The organism is Massilia sp. Root351, from assembly GCF_001425045.1.
Classification (GTDB): Bacteria; Pseudomonadota; Gammaproteobacteria; order Burkholderiales; family Burkholderiaceae_D; genus Rugamonas.
The window spans coordinates 92,408-113,168 of record NZ_LMDJ01000002.1 but is presented as its reverse complement, the minus strand read 5'-3'; the positions used below and the strand labels follow the sequence as shown (position 1 = coordinate 113,168).

The following is a 20,761-nucleotide window of genomic DNA, read 5'->3' as shown; positions in this document are numbered from 1 at the left end:
TATAGCGTCAGGCAGCCAGCGGCGGAACGGCCGGCGTGCCGGCCAGCCGGCTGACATAGGCGCCATGGTCCGGCATGGCCTGCACTGCCCGCACGATGGTCTCGCGCACCCGGTCGAAATGGGTACGCAATGCCTGCAGGTCCATCAGGTCGATCAGCGGATCATGGGTCTTGGGCGTAATGCCCAGCCCGGCCATGATGGAGATATGGGACGACACCTGGAAACCTTCCGGATCGTAGATGGCGACGCGGCCGGTTTCGCGGAACAGTTCGATCTGGTGCCGCAGCGTGTCGGGGACCGGCATGTTGGCGCAGTAGCGCCAGAACTCCGAATCGTCGCGCTTGGTGATCTTGTAGTGCATGACGATGAAATCTCGCACGAACTCGTAGCGCTGCGAGACCAGGCGGTTGAACTCGTCCGCCAGCGCGGGCCGGAAGTCCCGGTCAGGGAAGTGCTGCAGCAGCCAGCCCACCGAGTTTTCAATGATGTTGATGCTGGTCGATTCAAGCGGCTCCAGGAAGCCGCTGGACAGGCCGATGGCCACGCAGTTCTTGATCCAGGACTTGAGGCGGCGGCCCGTGGTAAAGCGCAACTGGCGCGGGTCGTCGAGCGCGCGGCCGTCCAGGCCGGCCAGCAGCACACGCGACGCATCTTCATCCGATGTGAAGCCATTGCAGTACACATGCCCGTTGCCGGTGCGGTGCTGCAGCGGAATGCGCCAGGTCCAGCCGGCGCTCTGCGCGGTCGAGCGCGTGTAGGGCGTGAGCGGTTCCACGCGCGCGCACGGCACGGCCTGCGCGCTGTTACAGGGCAGCATGGCGCTCCAGTCGTCGTAGCCTGCCTGGTACACGCCTTCGATCAGCAGGCCGCGGAAGCCCGAGCAATCGATGAACAGGTCGCCCTCGACCCGGCTGCCGTCGCGCAGCTTGACGGCGGTAATGAAGCCAGTCCCAGGATGCTGCTCCACCGCCGTGATCATGCCTTCGATGCGCGTCACGCCGCGCTGCACGGCGTAGTCGCGCAGATAGGCGGCGTACAGCCCGGCGTCGAAGTGATAGGCGTAGCTGAAGGCGTTGGTCACGGCAGGCTGGTCGCCGTAGGGCTCCATGAAGCGGTTGGCCCGCCCCATCACCGTCGCCACCGACCAGTCCTCGTACGACGGCATGTCCTTGAACTCGCGCGCCAGCCGCAGCCAGTACAGATACGGCGAGCGCTTCTCGATGGCCGGACCGAAATCGCCGAAGCCGTGGAAGAAACGGTTGCCCAGGTGGCCCCAATCCTTGAAGTCGATGCCGAGCTTGAAGGTTGCCATGGTCATGCGGGCGAAATCTGCCACATCCAGCCCGAGCGCGCGGTTGTAGTAGGCGATGGTGGGCAGGGTCGCCTCGCCCACGCCCACCGTGCCGATTTCCGGCGACTCCACCAGCACGATCTCGCAGGCCTTGCCCAGCCTGAGCGCCAGCGGCGCGGCCGTCATCCAACCCGCCGTACCGCCGCCGGCAATGACAATTTTCCGGATGGCCCGGCCATGCCGATCATTCATGCTTATTTCCCCCTTACCGTGACGGCCTTGCCCTCATAGCTGACCGTGTGCTGCGCGTCGTCAAGCGACTGCGAGGTGGACATGCCCGGCTTGATGAAGCGGACACGGAACTCGCGCTTGCTGACCATGCCCTTGTACTGCCCGCTGCGCGCGCCTATGGTCACCACACCGGTTTTGTCGTTGTAGCTCAAGGGGATGCGGCTGAATTCACCCCTGGTATAGGCGTTGGTCACGCCGTCGTCTTCGTACAGGCTGAAACTGCCGTCGGCGCCGGTGTAGATATTCAGCGTGATGGGCGCGTCCGGACACTCGTCCACGTACTGCGTCACCGGCCCCATCGGCAGGATGGCGCCGGCCTTCACCAGCACCGGAATGCGGCCGTACGGCGCCTTCACGGTCACGGACGCGCCGCCCTTGTGCACTTCGCCGGTGTCGAAGTCATACCAGGATGCGCCCTTGGGCATGTAGACGCTGCGCTCGCGCGCGCCGTATTCGTACACCGGCGCCACCATCAGGCTGTGGCCAAACAGGTACTGGTCCTTGATGTCCTTCACCTGGTCGTCGGCAGGAAAGTCCATCACCAGGCCGCGCATGATGGTGCCGGCGTTGTGGTGCGTGTCCGACGCCGTGGCGTAGATGTAGGGCATGAGGCGGTAGCGCAGCTTGTCGTACCAGACCATGGAATCGCGCATCTCCGAACCTTCCGGCGAGATGACGTGGATCTCGCGCTTGACCACTTCGCCGTGCGAGCGGAATAGCGGGCTGAACGCGCCGAACTGGAACCAGCGCAGGTTCAGCTCCTGCCACTCCCTCAGGTCCTCCGGCTTGATCTGCACTTTGCCCGCGTTGCGGTTTTCCTGCGCCGAGCCCACGTCGCCGCTCTGGAAACGGTCTTCCTGCGCGTAGCCGCCGATGTCGTGCGTCCAGTTCGGGATGCCGGACATGGAGAAGTTCACGCCTGCGGAGATCTGGTCATACAGGTTGTTCCAGCGCGCCACCGTGTCGCCGCTCCATACCGCCACCGCGTTGCGCTGGATGCCGGCAAAGCCCGAACGCGACAGGATAAACTGGCGCTTGTCCGGCTGGTCGCGCCGCAGGCCGTCTATCATGGCCTGAGAGTGCACCAGGCTGTAGGGGTTGAAGGTGACTTCGCCGGCGCCGTACACGGTGGGCCCGATCAGCTGCTTGAAGTCTTCCAGCCGAGAATTGGACAGCACATCCGCCTCGCTGTTGTCCATCCACCAGGCGTCGAAGCCCAGGTCCACCAGCTTGGTCTTGAGCTGGCGGTAGTAGATGTCGCGCGCCTCCTTGGTGTAGGGGTCGTAGTGGCTGTTCTTGTAGCCCGGGCCCACCCAGTCCAGCGCGCCGTCCTCGACGTTCTTGGTCCACATATGGCCCTTGGCGGCGAACTCCTTGTAGTTGTCCGTGTTGGCGTAGAACTTGCCCCAGATCGACAGCATGATGCGGGCATTGTTCTTGTGGACCTCGTCCACCATGGCCTTGGGATTGGGGAAGCGCGCCTTGTCGAAATCGTGCGTGCCCCAGCCGTCCTGCGGCCAGTAGAACCAGTCCTGCACGATGGCGTCCAGCGGCCAGCCGCGCTTGCGGTATTCGCGCACCACGTCCAGCAGCTGCTCCTGGGTCTCGTAGCGCTGGCGCGACTGCCAGAAGCCGTAGCTCCACTTCGGCATCATGGGCGCCTGGCCGGTGAGGTGGCGGTAGCCGGCTATCACCTTGTCGATGCTCTCGGCGCTGATCACGTGGTAGTTGATGGCTTCCGCCACTTCGGACGACATGGTGAGCGAGTGGCGCTCCGCCTGCGGCAGCGGATCGTTGTGGGTGATGGCCACCATGCCGCTCGACGGCTTCCACTCCAGGTGCAGCTTCACCGGCTTGTCCTTGGTGAAGTTCACTTCGAAATTGTGGTACCACGGGTTCCAGCCCTGGCGCCACACGTCCAGCACTTGCTTGCCGTCCACCGTGAGCGTGGCGTAGTCGGACGAGTACAGCTGCATCTTGTGCACGCCCGGCTTGTCCGTGCTCAGGGTGGCGTCCCACACCACTTTCACGTCCTTCAGTTCCTTCAGCTTGCCCAGTTCCTTGGGCCAGTTCTCGTCCACGTCCTTCAGGTACTGGTAGGCGATGTCCTTCTCGTGCCGCGTGAGCACCAGCTTGCCGCCCACGTAGTAGCGGGCCGTCAGGCCGCCGGGCTTGCCCTCGTCGTCCACCAGCTTCAGGTCGCGCCCCATGGGGCCGTACGGTTTCGGGTCGCCGAAGCGGGAAATCGCATTGTTGTCCCACAGGACGCCGTAGTTCTTGTCCGAGACCACGAAGGGCACGGCCACGTCCATATTGTGCTGGGCCAGCAGCACGTCTTCGCCGTTCAGGTTCATCTGCCCGTTCTGGTGCTGGCCCAGGCCGTAGTAGGCGTCCCTGGTGCCGTGGTTGAAGCCCTCGGTGATGGCGACATAGGGCTTGCCGCCCACCGTCACCGGCGCGATGGCTTCCGCCGCCTGCTTGAGGAAGACCTTGCCCTTGCTGTCGGCGAAATGCACCCGGCCGTCGGCCAGCGATACCGTGGCGGAGATCTTGCCCGCCTTGAGCGTGACGGCCTGGCCCTTCCCGGCCACCGTGAACTTGCAGGCGCACGGCGCGGCCACCGTCATCAGCGACGGCGTCAGGCGCTTGCCCGGCTGGTCCAGCTTGACGACGTGGATAATGTTGTTCCGCATGACTTCCAGCCGCACTTCCTTCGCCGCGCCCTGGTCCGGGCGTACCACCACACCGGTGGCGGTCTTTTCAAAGCTGGCCGCGTGGGCCTGGCCAGCAGCGGCCAGTGCCAGCCATACAGCTACAGTCATCGGTTTGATATGCATGATTTCCTCAGTAAGTACCCATGGTGATCCGCAGGACCACCGGTTTTCCGGTCAGGTTCAGGCCATGGTCTGCCTGGTCGCCGTTCCAGTTGCGTGTCATGATCCATTTGCCTTGCGCGTCGAATTGCCCTTCCTCGACACGGTCGTGCATGAACGGTTTGCCGGCGTTGGCGCCAGCGCCGCCGAAGCGCAGCCGGACGTTCTGCCCAATCACGATGAACTCGTTTTCTCCCAGCTGCGCCACCGCCACGCCGCCCGTGGGGGACTCGGTGCCAGGCGGTGCGTCCTTGCCGCTCGCCTTGTCCGCCTCCGGGCGCTCGCCGAACTGCCACTCGCGGAACGAGGCTGTGATGCTCCAGTTACCGAACGCCAGCGTCTGCGGCGTGCGCGCGTCGCTTTCCGCAATGCCGGCGGTGCGGCCTTCGAGCGCCCAGCCCGCCCACAGCTGCGCCATCGGACGGAATGCCGCGTAGATCCTGCCGAACGGCTCGGCCATGCTCTTGTCCTTCAGCTTGGAACCCAGCGGATAGTTGCTGTAGTCCGCGTAGTCGACACCGAACGGCGCCACGCCGATCGCGCCGCGTCCCAGGATCTGGTAGACGTAGCGCGCGTAGTTCGCCGAGTTGCCCATCTCCGGCATGAACAGCGCGTTGTCCGGGCGTTGGAACAGTGCCAGCGTGGCCGTGACCTTGTTCGACTCCGGCGCGTACTGGTCGGGTGCGGCGATGTCGATGTGCGGGGCGGCCGCCTTGTAGATATCGATCACGTCGAAGGTCGGGCCGCCGCTGGCGAAGTTGCCCTTCCACGGCGCCATCGGCTCGATCGGATCGCGCAGCGCATTGTTGACGAACATCGGCAGGTTGTAGACGGCGCGTCCGGCCTTGGCGATCTGTTCGATATAGCTGGCGATGGCATAGGCGTGGAAGTACTCGTCCGCGTACGGTCCATAAACGTCGCTCCACGAGCCGCTGGCCTTGCCGGGCTGCGGCGCCTTCTTGCGCGCCAGCACCGCCGCCGGCACCGGCTGGCGGAATGCCGCCTCGGCCTTCGGCGCGAAGTCGCGCACGGTGCCGTAGGTGCCGACTTCGTTCTCGACCTGCACCATGATGACGGTGCGCTGCTCTTCGTCGATCTTCTTCAGGTGCGCCATGAAGGCGACGAAAGCGCGCCGGTCCGCCTTCAGCGTTTCCTCGCCGTGCGGCGACAGGCAGTAGATTGTCTTGCCTTCCTTGTCCAGCATGCGCGGGAAGCGCGCGTTGTTGAATTTGACCCAGGCCGGCGTGTACTGCGGACTGGTGTTCTTCCAGGTGCCGAACCACAGCAGCACCAGGCGCACCTTGTTCTGGCGCGCCTGCGCCACCAGTGTGTCGACATAGCTGAAATCATACTTGCCTTCGGCCGGCTCAACCTGTTCCCAGGCCACTGGGATCTCCAGCGTGTTGGCCTGCGCGTCCCGCACGCCGGCCCAGACTTCCGGCAGCGCCGCCGGATAGTTGCTCGAGTTGTGCGCCTGCACGGCCAGCATGGTGTAGGGTTTGCCATCGACGATGAGCGCATGGCGCCCGTCTTTCTGGACCAGGTGGGGAATCGGGGCGGCGGCGCCGGCCTGGCCGGCGGAGCAGCCCAGTGCGCACAGGACGGCGAGAAGGTTGGCTGTTTTGTTCATGTACTCGGGCAAAAGTGAAGGGGGCGGCGGAAACGGCGCAACGTATGGAACAAGCGAACAGGCCTCCCGCAACCGGCGGGATCGCGGAAGGCCTTGATGCGGACCGCTTACGCTCAGAACGAGTAGCGCGCCTGCAGCGTGAAGCGGCGGCCGGTGAAAAACGCCGAGCGGTCTTTCAGGCCGATACCCTGCTGCATATACTGCTTGTACAGCGCGTTGTTCAGGTTCTGCGCTTCGAACGCCACGCTCAGGTTGTCGGTCGCCTTGTAGTGAATGCCCATGTCAAGCTGGCCGTAGGCGCCGCCCCAGGTCGGCAAGGCGTAGTTCACCGAATAGGCCTGGCCGAAGTTCGGGCTGTCCGGGTTGCGGTCGATACCGTCGTTGCTGGCCGTGCCGTAGGCATTGGCCGCCTGCAGGTACTTGCCGCGCCAGGTGTAGGCCAGGCGCGTCGACAGCGGCCCATGGTCGTACAGCAGCGCCAGGTTGTAGGCGTTCTTCGACATGCCCACCATCGGCAGGCCACCCAGCACGTGGCCGTCCGTGTCGCAGCCGGCCAGGTCGCGGGCCAGGTTCGCTTCCATGGTGTCCTTCGGCGTGCACCAGCTGCGTGTCACCGGCGAGCCGAGGTTCATGCGGCTGTCGATGTAGGTGTAGTTGGCGGACACGCCCAGGCCGGACAGCAGGCCGGGCAGCTTGTCGAAGTACTGCTGGTAGCCGATCTCCGCGCCGCGCGCCCGGCCCGTTGCGCCGTTGACCTGCGACGTGATCAGGAAGTCATGCGGCTGGCCGGCCGTGTCGTTCAGACGGTAGGTCGAGGTCTGGCCGATGATGATGTCCTTCAGGCGCTTGTTGAACAGCGACACGGTGAACGAGCTGCTGCGGCCGAAGTAGTACTCGCCGGTCAGGTCGAAGTTATTCGACAGCACCGGACGCAGCATCGGATTGCCGCGTGCGGAGCCAAGATAGGCGACCGAATCGAGCACCGGCAGACCAGTCACGGAGTCCTGGTGGGAGTTGACCTTCTGCTCCAGCGTGGTGTAGGCCTGCATCTGGTAGAAGTCGGGCCGCGTCATTCCTTTCGAGAAGGCGGTACGGAACTGCAGCTCGTTGTTGACCTTCATGCGCAGGTTCAGGCTGGGCAGCGTGTTGGTGTAGCTGTTGTCAAAGGTCTGCTTGTCCGACTGCTTCGGAATCGCGGGCACGCCCGGCAGCAGGTTGGCCGGTGGGTTGAACAGCGTGTAGCCGTCCGCCGACGAGGTGGTGCGCACCACGCGCACGCCCACGTTACCGTCCACCGGATAGGGCAGCACGTTCTCGAACGAGAAACGCAGCTGGGCAAACGCCGCCTTGGTCTTTTCATGCTGCAGGTTCAAGCCCTTGTCGTCGCCGTACGGCGCGTAGTTCCAGGATTGCGTGCACGGGGACTTGCAGACCATCTGCGTATAGCTGTGCAGCTTTTCAAAGCCCGGCGGCGGCGAACCCTGCGACCAGGACAGGTCCGGCGCCACCACTTGCGGCGGGGTCGGCATTTTGCCGTTGAAGAAATTGTTGAATGTCAGCGGCGTGGTGCCGCCGGCGAAACGAGGATCGCTCAGGTAGGCCAGCTGGCTCAATGGCTGCCACGAATCGCCGACCGCCCAAGGCTGGGTGATCTGCGCCCATTCGGTGTCGTGCGTGGAGCGCGTTTGCGCCTCGCGGTCGGTGAAGCGCACACCGAAGCGCAAGTCCTGCAGCACCGGGCTGTCGAAAGTGAACTTGGCGTCCAGGCGGCCGGCGGTCTGGGTAGCCTTGGCCGTGTCGCGGTGCTCCTGGGCGAAGCCCCAGTAATAGTTGTTGGGATTGGCCAGGTGGGCGCGGTCCGCATCGTCGAAAATGAAGCGCGGCGGCGACGAGCTCAGGTCCAGCGTCTCCTTGGGAATATAGCCGCCCAGGCCGACGGTGTTGTCGAAGCCGGTGGTGGTGGCCTTGATGTGCTGCAGGTCCGAGCGGAACACCCATTGGTCACTGGCGCGCCAGGTCAGGTTCCAGGCAACGTCGCGGGTACCGGCCTCGCGGCCCACAGCGCGCGTGTTGGTGCCATAACCCACGCCGGGCTCGGTCGGCGCGCGCAGCGTCCCTTTGAGCAGCGCGCCTTTTTCGTCGAAAGTGGCGCCCGCATCGAGCTTGATGGTGGCCGGATTGGCCGACTGGAACAGCGATGCTTCCGTGGTGTCCATTTCGTACTTCGACTTGAAGTAGGTCAGCGAGGAAGCCCACGCATCCTTCTTCCACTGCAGCGCGCCGTACAGGCCCTGGCGGTCGCGGTCGAAATCGCCGCGGTTCCACGAGCCGCCGGCCGGAATCCAGCGCAGCTTGCCGCTGGTGTCGCCAACCACGGCGTCGGTGCGGGGAATGTAGGGCGACACGGCCAGGCCGTCGCTGCGCGTCTTGATGCGCGAACCCGCCACGTCGATCAGCGCGCCGATCTGGCCGATGCCGGTTTCCCAGCGGTCCGACAGCAGGGCGGAGAACGAAGGCGCCACCTTGCCGCGCAGCTGCGAACGGGTCGCCTCCACCGAAATGGCGCCCTTGCGGCCCTTGTAGTCGAACGGCATGGCGGTGCGCAGGTTCACCAGGCCGCCGACGGCGCCCTCGATCTGCTCGGCGGAAGGACTCTTGTAGACGTCCACGCCCGCCATCAGTTCCGGCGGCACGTCCTCGAAGCTCAGCGAGCGGCCGCCGTTGGCGGAGAAGGAGTCGCGGCCATTCAGCTCGGAACGCACATAGCTCATGCCGCGGATCGACACGCCGGTGCCTTCGGCGGCGAAACGCATGATGCCGTCGCCCACGCCCTGCTGCGGGTCGGAGCGGTTCATGGTGCGGTCGATGGTCACGCCCGGCATGCGCTGCAGCACCTCGGTGACCGACTTGTCCGGCAGCTTGCCCATGTCGTCTGCGACGATCGAATCGACGATTTCGTCCGCGTCCTGCTTGCGCTTCTGGGCCGACTCCAGCGCCGCCCGCTGCCCCACGACCACCACCGTGCTGCCGTTACCATTGCCGCCGGCGGGGCTTGCGGTTTGCGCCGGTGCGGCGCCGCTGGCCATCAGTGCGATCTGCGCTACGCCCATGGCTATCGCGGTTTTTCTAAGGTTTTTCAATTTGCTCGTCCCCATATTTATCTTCTAGTTCCAGGTCGCCACTTCAGCGGTTTGACTGTCCAACCCCAAGCCCCGGCGGCGATGCTTTCATTGTGCGACTTGCCAAGTGCAGCCGCAATTGCGAAAATCACCAATACAACAAACGAAAATTCCGCTCAGGTGATCTTCAATGCACTGGCGTAGGCCAGCGCGGGCCTGCCTGCCGGCAGCGTCACCTGCAAGCCCTCGCCGGTCTGGCGGAATGCCAGCGCCTGCCCCGTTCCCACCAGCTCCACGCGCGCCACCGGCTTGGGCATGTGCGGGCTGCCGCTGGCCATGGCCTGGATGGCCAGCCTTCCGCTGTCCGGCCAGCCCATCACGAAGGCGTACACCGCCCCGCCCTTGGCGGTAAAGCGGATATCGGCCGAGGAAAACGGCTTGCCTTTGCCCTCGTTGAAGCCCGCGCCCGACATTGGCGCCCCCGCCTCCGACGCCACCGGCCCTTCGCCGAACATGCGCCACGGCCGGGTGTCGTAGACGGCCTCGCCGTTGACGTCCAGCCAGCGGCCGATTTCCTCGACGATGGCGCGCTCCTGCTCGTCGATGGTGCCGTTGCCGCGCACCGGCACGCTCAGCAGCAGATTGCCGTTCTTGCTGACCACGTCGATCAGCGTATGGACCACCGTCTGCGCGCTCTTGTAGCTCTTGTTGTCGTAGACGCGCCGGTCGTAATGCCAGTTGCCGATGCAGGTGCAGGTTTGCCATGGCAGCTCTTCAATCTTGTTGCTCTGGCCGCGCTCGATGTCCAGCACCATGCTGCGGCGCTGTTGCGCGTTGAGTATCTTGCCGTTGACGACAGCCTCCAGTTTTCCCCTGGCGGCGATGCTGCGGTTGTACATGTGCGCGGCCAGGCGCAGGCCGACGTCGCTAAACGGCCATAGCGGCAGCACGGTGTCGTCGTAATACACCATATCCGGATCGTAGGAATCGATCAGGTCGCGCGTGCGGTTGAAAAAATTGTCGCAATAGGCCTGGCTTGGAATGGAGGCGCCGCCGCCCCAATGCCACTGCTCGTGATGCACGCCGCCGTCGCCGTCGGCTTTGCTCAGCGGATGGTTCTGCGCGTACAGCGCCTGCGGATCGAGCCCTTCCCACCACTGGCCCTTGCCGTCGGCGCGGGTCAGCTTGCCATCGTAGGGAATACCGGCGTAAGGGCCGCTCTTGTCGGCGCGCTGTGCCGTCTCGTACCAGGTCCACGCGTGCGCCGCGTGCACGCTCACGCCGAAGCGCATGCCCTTGGCGCGCGCGGCCTTGCTCCAGCCGGCGATCAGGTCTTTGCGCGGGCCCATGGCCGTGGCATTCCACTGCGGCTGGTGCCGGCTGCGGTACAGGTCGAAGTTGTCGTGGTGATTGGCCAGCGCCATGAAATACCTGGCGCCGGCCTGCTTGTACAAGGCCATCAGCTCGTCGGGATTCCATTGCTCGGCTTTCCACTGGCGGATCACGTCCTTGAAGCCGAACTTCGACGGATGGCCATACTTCCGCACGTGGTAGCGGTAGACGTCGCTGCCCTCCTCGTACATGATGCGGCCGTACCAGTCGCCGAACTCCGGTTCGCATTGCGGGCCCCAGTGCGCCCAGATGCCGAACTTGGCGTTGCGGAACCAGTCCGGGGTCTGGTACTTCTCCAGCGAACTCCAGTCCGGCGAAAACGGGCCGGCGGCGATCGAACCTGATGGCGCTTGCGCCAACGCGTCGGCCGCTTGCGCGACACCGGACAAGGCGGCTGCGGGAATCGCAGCGCCCATGGACTTCAGTAAATCTCTGCGCTTCATCCTGTCTCCTGTAAATAGTTGGTTCAGCGCGCCAGCACACTGCGCAGATAGCTGTCATGGCTGGGCATGGCAGCCACGGCGGCGGCGATGCTGTCGCGGCGCTGGCGCAGCGCTTGCAAGGCCAGGCCGGGCGCCAGGTCGGCCAGCGCCGGGTCGGGGCGCTCAGGCCAGTGCCCCATGCCGGCGTGGATCGCCAGCCAGCTGGTGGCGTCGAAACCCTCGTCGCCGTACTGGTGCAGCGCGCCGGTCTGGCGCCAGGCGTGGATCTTGAAGGCCAGTGTTTCAGGCAACGCCATCGACGCCATGGCACGCCACAGTTCACTGTCGCGCCGCGCCGTGAGGCGGTAGTGCAAAATGATGAAGTCGCGCACCCGCGCGAACTGGCGCACCATGGCCGAGTTGTAGCCGGCCACCGCCTCCGCGCTGGGCTCCGCTCCGGGCAGCAGTTGCTCGATCAGACGTCCCAGGCCGCTCTGCACCAGGAAAATGCTGGTCGACTCCAGCGGCTCCAGGAAGCCGGACGACAGGCCCAGCGCCACCACGTTGTGCACCCAGAACCGCTCGCGGTGGCCGGTGGCAAAGCGCAGCAGGCGCGGTGCGGCCAGCGCCGGGCCATCCATCTGCCGCATCAACTGCTCCCGCGCACGGTCCTCGTCGATGTAGCGGCTGGCGAACACGTGGCCGTGGCCGGTGCGGTTGCGCAGGGGGATGCGCCACGCCCAGCCGGCTTCCAGCGCCGTGGCGCGCGTGTACGGCGCCAGCTCAGTGCCGCTGCGTTCGCTGGGACAGGCCCAGGCCCGGTCCACCGGCAGCCAGTGGCTGAAGTCCACGAAGGGCTCGTCCAGCGCGCGTCCCAGCAGCAGCGATGCAAAGCCGGAGCAATCGATGAACAGGTCGCCGGCCACGGCGCGGCCGTCGGCCAGCTTGATCCGGTCCACGGCGCCGCAGGCGCGCCGCAGCACCTCGACGATGCGGCCTTCGGTACGCCGCACGCCGCGCTGCAGCGCCAGCGTGCGCAGGAAGCCTGCGTACAGCACGGCGTCGAAGTGATAGGCGTAGTTGAAGTACTCTTCGCGCTCAGGCGGCGCCTGGAAGCGGCCCTGGCTGGCCATCACGCTGGGCAGGCATTGTTCGCCCAGCGTTCCAAGGCCGGCCTCGCCCACGCGGCGCAGCTGGCCCCACAGGGCCTGCGGGCCGGCCAGCGCGCCGAAGTCGCCGAAGGTATGGAAGTAGCCCTCGCCCTGCACGCGCCAGTCGCGGAACTCGATACCGAGTTTGTAAGTGCCGTTGGTCGCGCGCAGGAATTCGGCCTCGTCGATGCCGAGGATCTTGTGAAAGGCGCGGATCGACGGGAAGGTAGCTTCGCCCACGCCAATGATGCCGATCTCTTCCGATTCAACCAGTTCCACCGTGCTGCCCGGCAGGGCGCTGGCCAGCGCCGTTGCCGCCATCCAGCCGGCCGCGCCGCCGCCAACCACCACGATGCGCTTGTATGCGGTCTCCATGCACGTCTCCCTGCATTCGTTTGAATTGTTCTGAATTTCTCTTCTACTTGGCAGAACATTGTGCGAGTTGCTCCGGCCTGCGGCAATTGTGAAATTCGTTAAACCGGCGAACGAAATCAGCCAAGCGGCGCTGCCCCGATTGCCGGGCCGCGCGCGCGCGCGGAGAATGGCCGCAAACTATTTGGAAGGGAGAAAAATGCTCACGTTACGACACGCATCGCTGTGGATTTGCCAGGCGGCGCTGATGGCGCCTTGTGCCGCAGGCGACGCCGCTGCAGCAGGAAAGGTGCGGGCCCACCGGCAGCAGGCGCCCGCCGCCACGCGCGCCACCACGCCGCTGGACGCAGACTGGCATTTCAGGAAGGCCGATAGCCAGACCTGGCAAGCCGTCGCCCTGCCCCACAGCTTCGATACCGGCGACGGCGCCAGCCCGCAGCCCTACCGCGGCAAAGCCCTGTACCGGCGCACGCTGGAATTGCCGCGCCAGGACGCGGACCGGCGCCACTTCCTGGAATTCGACGGCGCCATGCTGGTGACGGAGGTGCGGGTCAACGGCAAGCCGGCCGGGCGCCATGCGGGCGGCTTTGCGCGCTTCCGCTTCGACGTGACGCCATGGCTAAAGGCAGGGCGCAACGACATCGAAGTCAGCGTCGACAATGCACCCGACGGCAACGTGGCGCCGCTGGGCGGCGACTACACGATGTTCGGCGGCCTGTACCGGCAGGTACGGCTGGTATCCACCGGCGGGGTGCATTTCGACATGCTGGACTACGGGGGACCCGGCGTCTACTTCAAGGCCACCGGGATCTCGGCGCAGGGCGCCTCGCTAAGCTGGACCGCCCGTGTCGCCAATGACCGTGGCAGCGCCGTGCGCGCAGTGGTCACCACCCGCTTGCGCGACGCGGCACGGCGCGTGGTGGCCACCGCGCGCAGAACGGTGACGGTGCCCCCGCGCAGCGTGATCGGCGTTGCGCTGGACGGCACGCTGGCCGCACCGCGCCTTTGGCGGGGCGTGAGCGATCCCTACCTGTACACCAGCGAGGCCGAACTGAGCGTCGACGGCGCCCCCGCCCGCGCACTGGACCGGCTGTCGTTCCAGACCGGCATCCGCGAGATCCGGCTGGACGCGGCCCAAGGCCTGCTGCTGAACGGCGCCCCTTGTCCGGTGCACGGCGTGAACGTGCACCAGACCGCCCTGCCCGGCAAGGGCCCCGCCGTCTCCGAGGCCGACATCGATGCCGACTACCGCATCCTGGCGGACCTGGGCGTGACCGGCCTGCGCTACGCGCACTACCAGCACCCGCAGCGCGCCTACGACCTGGCCGACCGCAACGGCTGGCTGGTCTGGACCGAGATGCCGCTAACGGCTTCCGTCGCCGGCACGGAGGCATTCCAGGCCAACAGCGTGCAGCAGCTGCGCGAGCTGATACGCCAGAACAGCAACCACCCGTGCGTCATGGTATGGGGGCTAGGAAACGAGATCTACAAAGTGGACGCCGACAGCGCGGCAGTCCTGGCGCTGCTGCAGCGGCTGGCGCGCAAGGAGGATGACAGCCGGCCGACAGCATACGCCAACTGCTGCGCGCCCATCGACGGTCCCCAAGCGTCGCACACGGACGCCGTGGGATCGAACGTGTATTACGGCTGGTACGACGGCGAGTTCGGCGGCCTCGGGCCCTTCCTGGACGCAAACAGTGCGCGCCGTCCTTCCACGGCGCTCTCGGTCAGCGAATACGGGGCCGGCGGCAGCGCGCTGCAGCAGGAGGATCCGCCGCGCCGGCCCAAGCCGGACGGCCGCTGGCACCCGGAGCAGTACCAGGCGCTGTACCACGAAGCCGCCTGGCCACAGCTGGCCGCACGGCCTTGGCTGTGGGCCAGTTTCATCTGGGTGGGATTCGACTTCCCTTCGGCCGGGCGCAACGAGGGCGACCGGCCGGGTTTCAATGACAAGGGCCTGGTCAGTTTCGACCGCAACGTGAAGAAGGATGCGTATTTCTGGTACCAGGCCAACTGGAGCGCACGGCCGATGGCCTACATCACCTCGCGCCGCCTTGTGCAGCGCCACGCGGCCGACGTGCAGCTTAAAGCGTACAGCAACCAGGCCAGCGCCAGCCTGCGCCTTAACGGAGTTGAGCTGGGCACACAGCCCGTGGTAGGGCACGTGGCGGTCTGGCAAGTGCGGCTGGCCGAAGGCGTCAACCGCATCGAACTGACGGCGGGCGCCGCCACCGATACGGTGCAATGGCAATACCAGGCGGCGCCGGCAGGCCGCTAGCCCGGCAATCGCCTCAGTCCGGGAACAGGTGCGCGAAGGTGCGGCTGGCCGGCAGCTTTTCCGCGCTGCCGTGCACCTGCACTCCAGGCGCTAGGCGGCCTCCCTCGCATGTCATGATCGTACCCATGACGGCAATGTGAGGCGGCGCGGCCCCCGCAGGAGGGGCCAGGCGACGAAGCGCGAAAAGCGGGGCGCGAACGACGAAGCTACCGGCTCAGCGGCTCCAGGGTTACCAGCACGATATCGTTGCTGCGCATCGGCACGGAAGTGTTGAAGGCGCCGGATTTGCCTACCGTGACCACCCGGTCCGTCTCGGGCGCATCGTTGGTCAGCGTGTGCAGCTGGTCGACCTGAGCCGGCGTCAGCGTATTGGGCGCGCCCATTTCGATGTAGGCCGTGTAGGCGTCGTTGGCCTTGAAGCCGGTGCGGCGCACTTGCAGGCGGTACTTGCCCGCCCGGGCGTGGCGGAACTGCACCGCCACCGGCGCCGACGGGGTGGCCGGCAGCACGCGGCTGTAGAAGGAGCGGTTGCTGAGCTTCTGGTCCGGCTGCTGGAAGTCCCACATAACCGCACGCAGCGCATTGCCGTCCGTGGCCGCCATCACCTGCGCGTCCTTCACGGGAATTTCCTTGCCGCTCAGCGCGTGCAGGTATTTGTAGGCGAAGTAGGCGCTCTTGCGGATGCCCTGCGGGTTCATCAGGCCGAAGCCGCCCTCGAACGGCTTGGTCGGCGGGCCCGGCTCCTCAAACAGGTCGGTATAGGTCCAGTAGCTCATGCCCTGCGCCAGGCCTTTGCTGCCTTGCAGCTTGCTCAGGATGTAGGGTGCGCTGATGTAGGAATCATGCACCAGGTCGCGCGGCGTGTAGCTGGTGCTCCACTCCGTGAAGTACAGCGGCAGCTTGGGGAACTTCGAGGCCGTGATCTGCTCGCGCACGCGGCGCACGTCGCCGATGATGGCGTCCGGCGACGGCGACAGCTTGGTGTCGTCCACGCCCTTCTCGTCCAGGAAGCCGCTTTCCACGCCGTAAGTATGGGTGGTGACGAAGTCCACCGCCGCGCCGCTCTTGTCCATGTAGTCGAGGAACTCCGGCACCCAGGCAGCGCCCGCTGTGGACGGGCCGCCTACGCGCAGCGCGGGATCGATCGCCTTGATGGTCTTGGCAGTCAGGTCGTACAGCTCGAAGTAGGCTTTCTGGTCGGCCTTCTCCCAGAAGCCGTCCAGGTTGGGTTCGTTCCACACCTCGAAGAACCAGGTCCGCACTTCTTCCTTGCCGTAGCGCTGCTGGATGTGGTTGACGAAGGCCCCGATCAAGTCCTTCCAGCCAGCGTGCTCGGGGTGCGAGGTGTTGCCCTCCCAGTAGAAGATCTTGTTGTTCGAGGTGGCCAGCGCCTTGGGCGTGAAGCCCAGTTCCACGAAGGGCTTGATGTTACGCGCCAGTAGCTTGTCGTACAGCTCGTCGAGCCGGGTCCAGTCGTACACCAGCACGCCGTTCTCCTTGCGCACGGTCTGCAGCACGTCGTGGAAGACGGCGTGGAAGCGGATGTAGCGGAAGCCGGTCTCCCCGGTCAGCGTCTTCAGCTGCGCCATGCTGTCGTCGCGTATCAGCGTGCCGGGATAGTCGGAGCCGATGGACAGGTCGAAGAAGCGGTCCAGCGGCTCGCTGGCCCTGGCCGCATCCAGCACGACCTGGCGCGGCGGCACCTTCGACGCCGGCGCCGCGGCAGCGATGGAAAGGCAGGCGGCGCCAATCGCGGCCAGGCAAATACGCGGTACATGTTTCATTCTTCCTTACCCCCGTTTTCAGTAGTGGAGGCGATGCTATCACCATCGTTTTGCGCCAGGAACGGCTGCCGCGTTGATTACGGCAAATCATACGCAGCGTCGGTCATTTTCATAATTGCCGCCGGTTGGCGAGTCTGTGAAGATGCACCGGATTATCAAAACGCATGCAGGAGACGACATGAAAGTGCATCACAAGCGCAAGGCCCTGGCCGCCTCGATTTCCTTGATGGCTCTCGGAGCAGCAGCGCAGGCACTGGCCGCGCCCATCACCACGCTGGACCGCAATGGCGCATGGGTATCGGTGGAGGCCTACGGTCCGAACGTTATCCACCTCACGATAGCGGCCGACAAGGCCGAGGCGCTGAAAGGCCCCGGCCATGGCATCCTGCCCAAGAACGCCGACAACTCCGCCTTCCGCCACACCGGCGGCAAGGACGGTGACACCTTCGCGTCCTCCGCACTGAGCCTCACCGTCGCCCCGGCGCCGCTGCCGCGCGTGCCGACCAGCGGCGAAAAGTACTTCGCGCCACAGCTCGCACCGGTCGCGCTGAAGGTGAAAAACGCAAAAGGCGAAACGGTGCTCGACATGACCGGCTGGGAGCTGGCGCCGCACACCGTCAACACCGAAAAGACCTACCAGGCCGGCGCCTCCTTCAGCGCGCCGGCCGACGAGCATTACTACGGCATGGGCCAGAACCAGGAATCGACCGGCCCGCTCGACCTGCGCGGCCGCGTGCTCGACTGCAAGCACTGGTACGACGCGCCGGCCGGCGAATCGGTGTGCGTGCCGTTCATGGTGTCGTCCAAGGGCTACGGCCTCGTCTGGGACAATCCTTCCGCCACGCGCTTCATCGCCGGCGTCAACGGCCGCACGGCGTTCCAGTCCAACGTGGGCGAGCGTGTCAGCTTCTTTGTCATCACCGGCAACACGCCGGAAGAAATCTACTCGGGCTATGCGCGCTTGACCGGCAAGACGCCGATCCCGCCCAAGGCCGCTTTCGGCCTGATCCAGTCCAAGGCCCGCTACGAGAGCCAGCAGGAAGTGCTGCGCGTGGCCAACACCTACCGCCAGAAGAAGTACCCGCTCGATATCATGGTGGTGGACTGGTTCCACTGGACCCGCATGGGGCAGATGGACATCGATCCGGCCCAGTTCCCCGACCCGGTGGCCATGAACAAGGAACTGCACGGCCTCGGCATGCAGTCCATCATCTCGGTGTGGCCGCGCTATGAAACCTCGGGCCGCTACTTCAACGAGCTCGATGCCAAGGGCTACTTCCTGAAGGACAAGGACGGCAAGACCGTGGACGGCCTGCCCTTCCGCTCCGACCGCACCGGCGCACTGATCGACGCCACCAATCCGGCGGCGCGCCAGTGGTTCTGGGAGCGCGTGCGCGACAACATCCTGTCGCAGGGCTTCGACTATCCGTGGCTGGACGAGACCGAACCGGACCTTGTGCCGGACGGCTATTTCTACTCGATAGGCTCGGGCGACCGCTACCGCAACCTGTTCCCGCTGCTGCACGTGCAGGGCGTGGCCGACGGCATGCGCGCATGGAAGCCGAACAAGCGCGCGCTGATCCTGTCGCGCGCGGCCTACCTCGGCTCGCAGCGCAGCGGCGCGCTGTTCTGGTCTTCCGACATCCATCCGTCCTGGGAAGCGCTGGCGCGGCAGGTGCCGACCGGCTTGAACATGACGGCGTCCGGCATCGCCTACTGGGGCAATGACATCGGCGGCTGGCAGTGGCTGCCGCAGGCCACCAAGGCGACCAGGAAACCGCTGGTCGATCCGGCCGGCGCCGCCGCCACCATCGGCCAGAACCACGACTATCCGGAGCTGCTCACGCGCTGGTTCCAGTACGGCACCTTCCTGCCCACCCTGCGCGTGCACGGCGACCGCAAGCACGCGGAGATCTGGGAATTCGGCCAGCACGCCGAAACCATCCTGGCCGACTACGACCGGCTGCGCTACAAGCTGATCCCGTACATCTACAGCCAGGCCAAGGCCACCTGGGACAGCGGCGCGCCGTTCATGCGGCCGTTGTGGATGGACTTCCCCAACGACGCCAACGTGGCCAACATCGGCACGCAGTACATGTTCGGCCCGGCCTTCCTGGTGGCGCCGGTCACCGAGCAGGGCCAGACCGAGAAGGACGTCTACCTGCCGGCCGGCAGCGACTGGTACAACTTCTGGACCAACGAGAAGCTGGCCGGCGGCCGCTGGGTCAAGGTGGCGGCGCCCATCGAGCAGATGCCGGTGTTCGTCAAGGCCGGCTCCATCGTGCCGTTCGGCGCGGAGATTCAGTCGACGGCCACCAGACAGGCGATCGCCGAGATCCGCGTCTATCCCGGCAAGGATGGCGCTTTCTCGCTGTATGACGACGATGGCGTGTCGTACGACTATGAAAAGGGCAAGGGCACGCTGGCGCGCCTGCAGTGGAACGACGGCGCGGGCCGCCTGAGCGTGAGCGGCAACCAGGAACTGGCCCGCATGGCGCCGAGCGTCACCAAGGTGGTGGGCAAATGAGCACGCCTAAACAAGCCGGCAGCAGGCAAGCCGGCCGGCGCGGCCTGTTCAAGCTGGCCCTGGCCGGCGCGGGCGCCGCCGCTGCCGCGCCGTTCGCGGCCAGTGCCGCAGGCGCAGAGCAAGCAGCGGGCGCCGCCTACGGCATCGAAGGCCAGCGCAAGGCGGACCTCGGTAACGGCACCTTCATCAACCCCATCGTCTCCGGTGACCACCCGGACCCCACCATCCTGAAAGACGGCGACGATTACTACATGACGTTTTCGTCGTTCTTCTCCTACCCGGGCGTGGTGATCTGGCATTCGCGCGACCTGGTCAACTGGGCGCCCATCTGTGCCGCCCTCACCAAACCGCTCGGTTCGGTGTGGGCGATGGATTTGGTCAAGCACGAAGGCCGCTACTACATCTACATTCCCGCCAGCCCGAACGGCGAAAGCGCCATCTTCGTCATCTACGCGGACGACATCCGGGGGCCATGGAGCGAGCCGGTCGATCTGAAGATCGCCGGCTGCATCGATCCCGGCCACGCCGTGGGCGAGGACGGCAAGCGCTACCTGTTCATGAACGGCGTGCGCCGCATCGCCCTGGCGGACGACGGGCTGGCCACAGCCGGGAAGCTGGAGCACGTCTACGACCCGTGGCGCTATCCCGAAGACTGGGTGGTGGAGATGTTCGCGCCCGAAGGCCCCAAGCTGTTCCGGCGCGGCAAGTGGTTTTACCTGGTGTCCGCCGTGGGCGGCACTTCCGGTCCGCCCACCAGCCACATGGTGACAGTGGCCCGTTCCGCCTCGATCCACGGCCCGTGGCAGAACTGCCCACACAATCCCATCGTCCGCACCCAAAGCGCGGATGAGCCCTGGTGGTCGCGCGGCCACGCCACCGTCATCGAAGGCCCGGGCGGCGACTGGTGGATGGTCTACCACGGCTACGAGAACGGCTTCCGCACGCTGGGCCGGCAGACGCTGCTCGAACCTGTCGAATGGACCACCGACGGCTGGTTCCGCGCGCGCGGCGGCACCTTGGCCAAGCCCATGCCGAAGCCGAAGGGCGGGCGCGCCTGCCCTTCGGGCCATGCGCTGTCGGACGATTTTTCGTCCGACCGGTTCGGCGTGCAATGGAGCTTCTTCGCCCCCGGGCCGAACGAGGCGCAGCGCGCTCGCTACGACGGCAACAGCCTCGTCATCCAGGGCAAGGGCGCCTCCGCCGCCGACTGTTCGCCGCTGACCTGCATCGTCGGCGACCGCGACTATGAAGCATCGGTGGTGCTGGAAATGAGCGGCGGCGCCCAAGGCGGCCTGCTGCTGTACTACAGCCAGCGCGCCTACTGCGGCATCGGCTTCAGCGCGGAGCAGATGTTCACCTACCACTGCTCCGAGGAACAGGGCTGGATGCGCGAGAAGATGGATGTCAAGGCGGTGCACGTGAAAGTGGCCAACCGGGCCAACATCGTCACCTTCCACTATTCGCACGACGGCAAAAAGTGGATCAAGCACCCCTGGCAGATGGAGGTGTCCGGCTTCCATCACAACGTGTTCGGCGGCTTCCTGAGCCTGAAGGTGGGCATTTACAGCGCCGGCAAGGGCCAGGTCAGGATCAGCCAGTTCCGCTATCGGGGCTTGCCGCCCGCCTGAGCG

Annotated in this window: 10 protein-coding genes; 3 read left to right on the top strand and 7 right to left on the bottom strand. The window is 65.8% G+C overall.

The features are described from left to right. Window positions 1-7: 7 nt before the first annotated feature. The 6 genes from ASD15_RS05480 to ASD15_RS05455 form a co-directional block, all read right to left on the bottom strand. On the bottom strand, window positions 8-1,543 hold the full coding sequence (locus ASD15_RS05480) for a tryptophan halogenase family protein (RefSeq protein WP_057153805.1): 1,536 nt from the start codon (window positions 1,541-1,543) through the stop codon (window positions 8-10). A 2-nt stretch (window positions 1,544-1,545) separates the two neighbouring features. Then, window positions 1,546-4,419 (bottom strand): TIM-barrel domain-containing protein, encoded by a 2,874-nt coding sequence (locus tag ASD15_RS05475; RefSeq protein ID WP_057153804.1) that lies wholly within the window; start codon window positions 4,417-4,419, stop codon window positions 1,546-1,548. Between the two features lie 7 nt (window positions 4,420-4,426). After that, window positions 4,427-6,085, bottom strand: coding sequence for a DUF5597 domain-containing protein (locus tag ASD15_RS05470; RefSeq protein ID WP_057153956.1), 1,659 nt, complete (start codon window positions 6,083-6,085; stop codon window positions 4,427-4,429). Between the two features lie 113 nt (window positions 6,086-6,198). Further along, on the bottom strand, window positions 6,199-9,195 hold the full coding sequence (locus ASD15_RS05465) for a TonB-dependent receptor (RefSeq protein WP_229418073.1): 2,997 nt from the start codon (window positions 9,193-9,195) through the stop codon (window positions 6,199-6,201). A gap of 185 nt (window positions 9,196-9,380) precedes the next feature. Beyond that, window positions 9,381-11,039 carry an alpha-L-fucosidase gene (locus tag ASD15_RS05460; RefSeq protein WP_057153802.1) on the bottom strand — a complete coding sequence of 553 codons (1,659 nt, stop codon included), beginning with the start codon at window positions 11,037-11,039 and terminating at the stop codon, window positions 9,381-9,383. A 23-nt stretch (window positions 11,040-11,062) separates the two neighbouring features. Continuing rightward, on the bottom strand, window positions 11,063-12,544 hold the full coding sequence (locus ASD15_RS05455; RefSeq protein WP_057153801.1) for a tryptophan halogenase family protein: 1,482 nt from the start codon (window positions 12,542-12,544) through the stop codon (window positions 11,063-11,065). Between the two features lie 196 nt (window positions 12,545-12,740). On the opposite strand from ASD15_RS05455, the gene ASD15_RS05450 reads away from it, so the two are divergent. Continuing rightward, window positions 12,741-14,819, top strand: a complete 2,079-nt coding sequence (locus tag ASD15_RS05450) for a glycoside hydrolase family 2 protein (RefSeq protein ID WP_162249879.1) — start codon at window positions 12,741-12,743, stop codon at window positions 14,817-14,819. 206 nt (window positions 14,820-15,025) lie between these two features. Here ASD15_RS05450 and ASD15_RS05445 read toward each other — a convergent pair whose 3' ends face one another. Beyond that, a complete protein-coding gene (locus ASD15_RS05445) occupies window positions 15,026-16,603 on the bottom strand; it encodes a beta-xylosidase (RefSeq protein ID WP_057153799.1) in 1,578 nt (525 codons plus the stop codon). A 178-nt stretch (window positions 16,604-16,781) separates the two neighbouring features. Between ASD15_RS05445 and ASD15_RS05440 the strand changes: the two genes are divergently transcribed. Next, entirely contained in the window at window positions 16,782-19,130 is a 2,349-nt protein-coding gene (locus ASD15_RS05440) for a glycoside hydrolase family 31 protein (RefSeq protein WP_057153798.1), read from the top strand. Further along, a complete protein-coding gene (locus ASD15_RS05435; RefSeq protein ID WP_057153797.1) occupies window positions 19,127-20,758 on the top strand; it encodes a family 43 glycosylhydrolase in 1,632 nt (543 codons plus the stop codon). Before ASD15_RS05440 ends, ASD15_RS05435 begins: the two co-directional genes overlap by 4 nt. The last annotated feature ends 3 nt before the right edge of the window (window positions 20,759-20,761 follow it).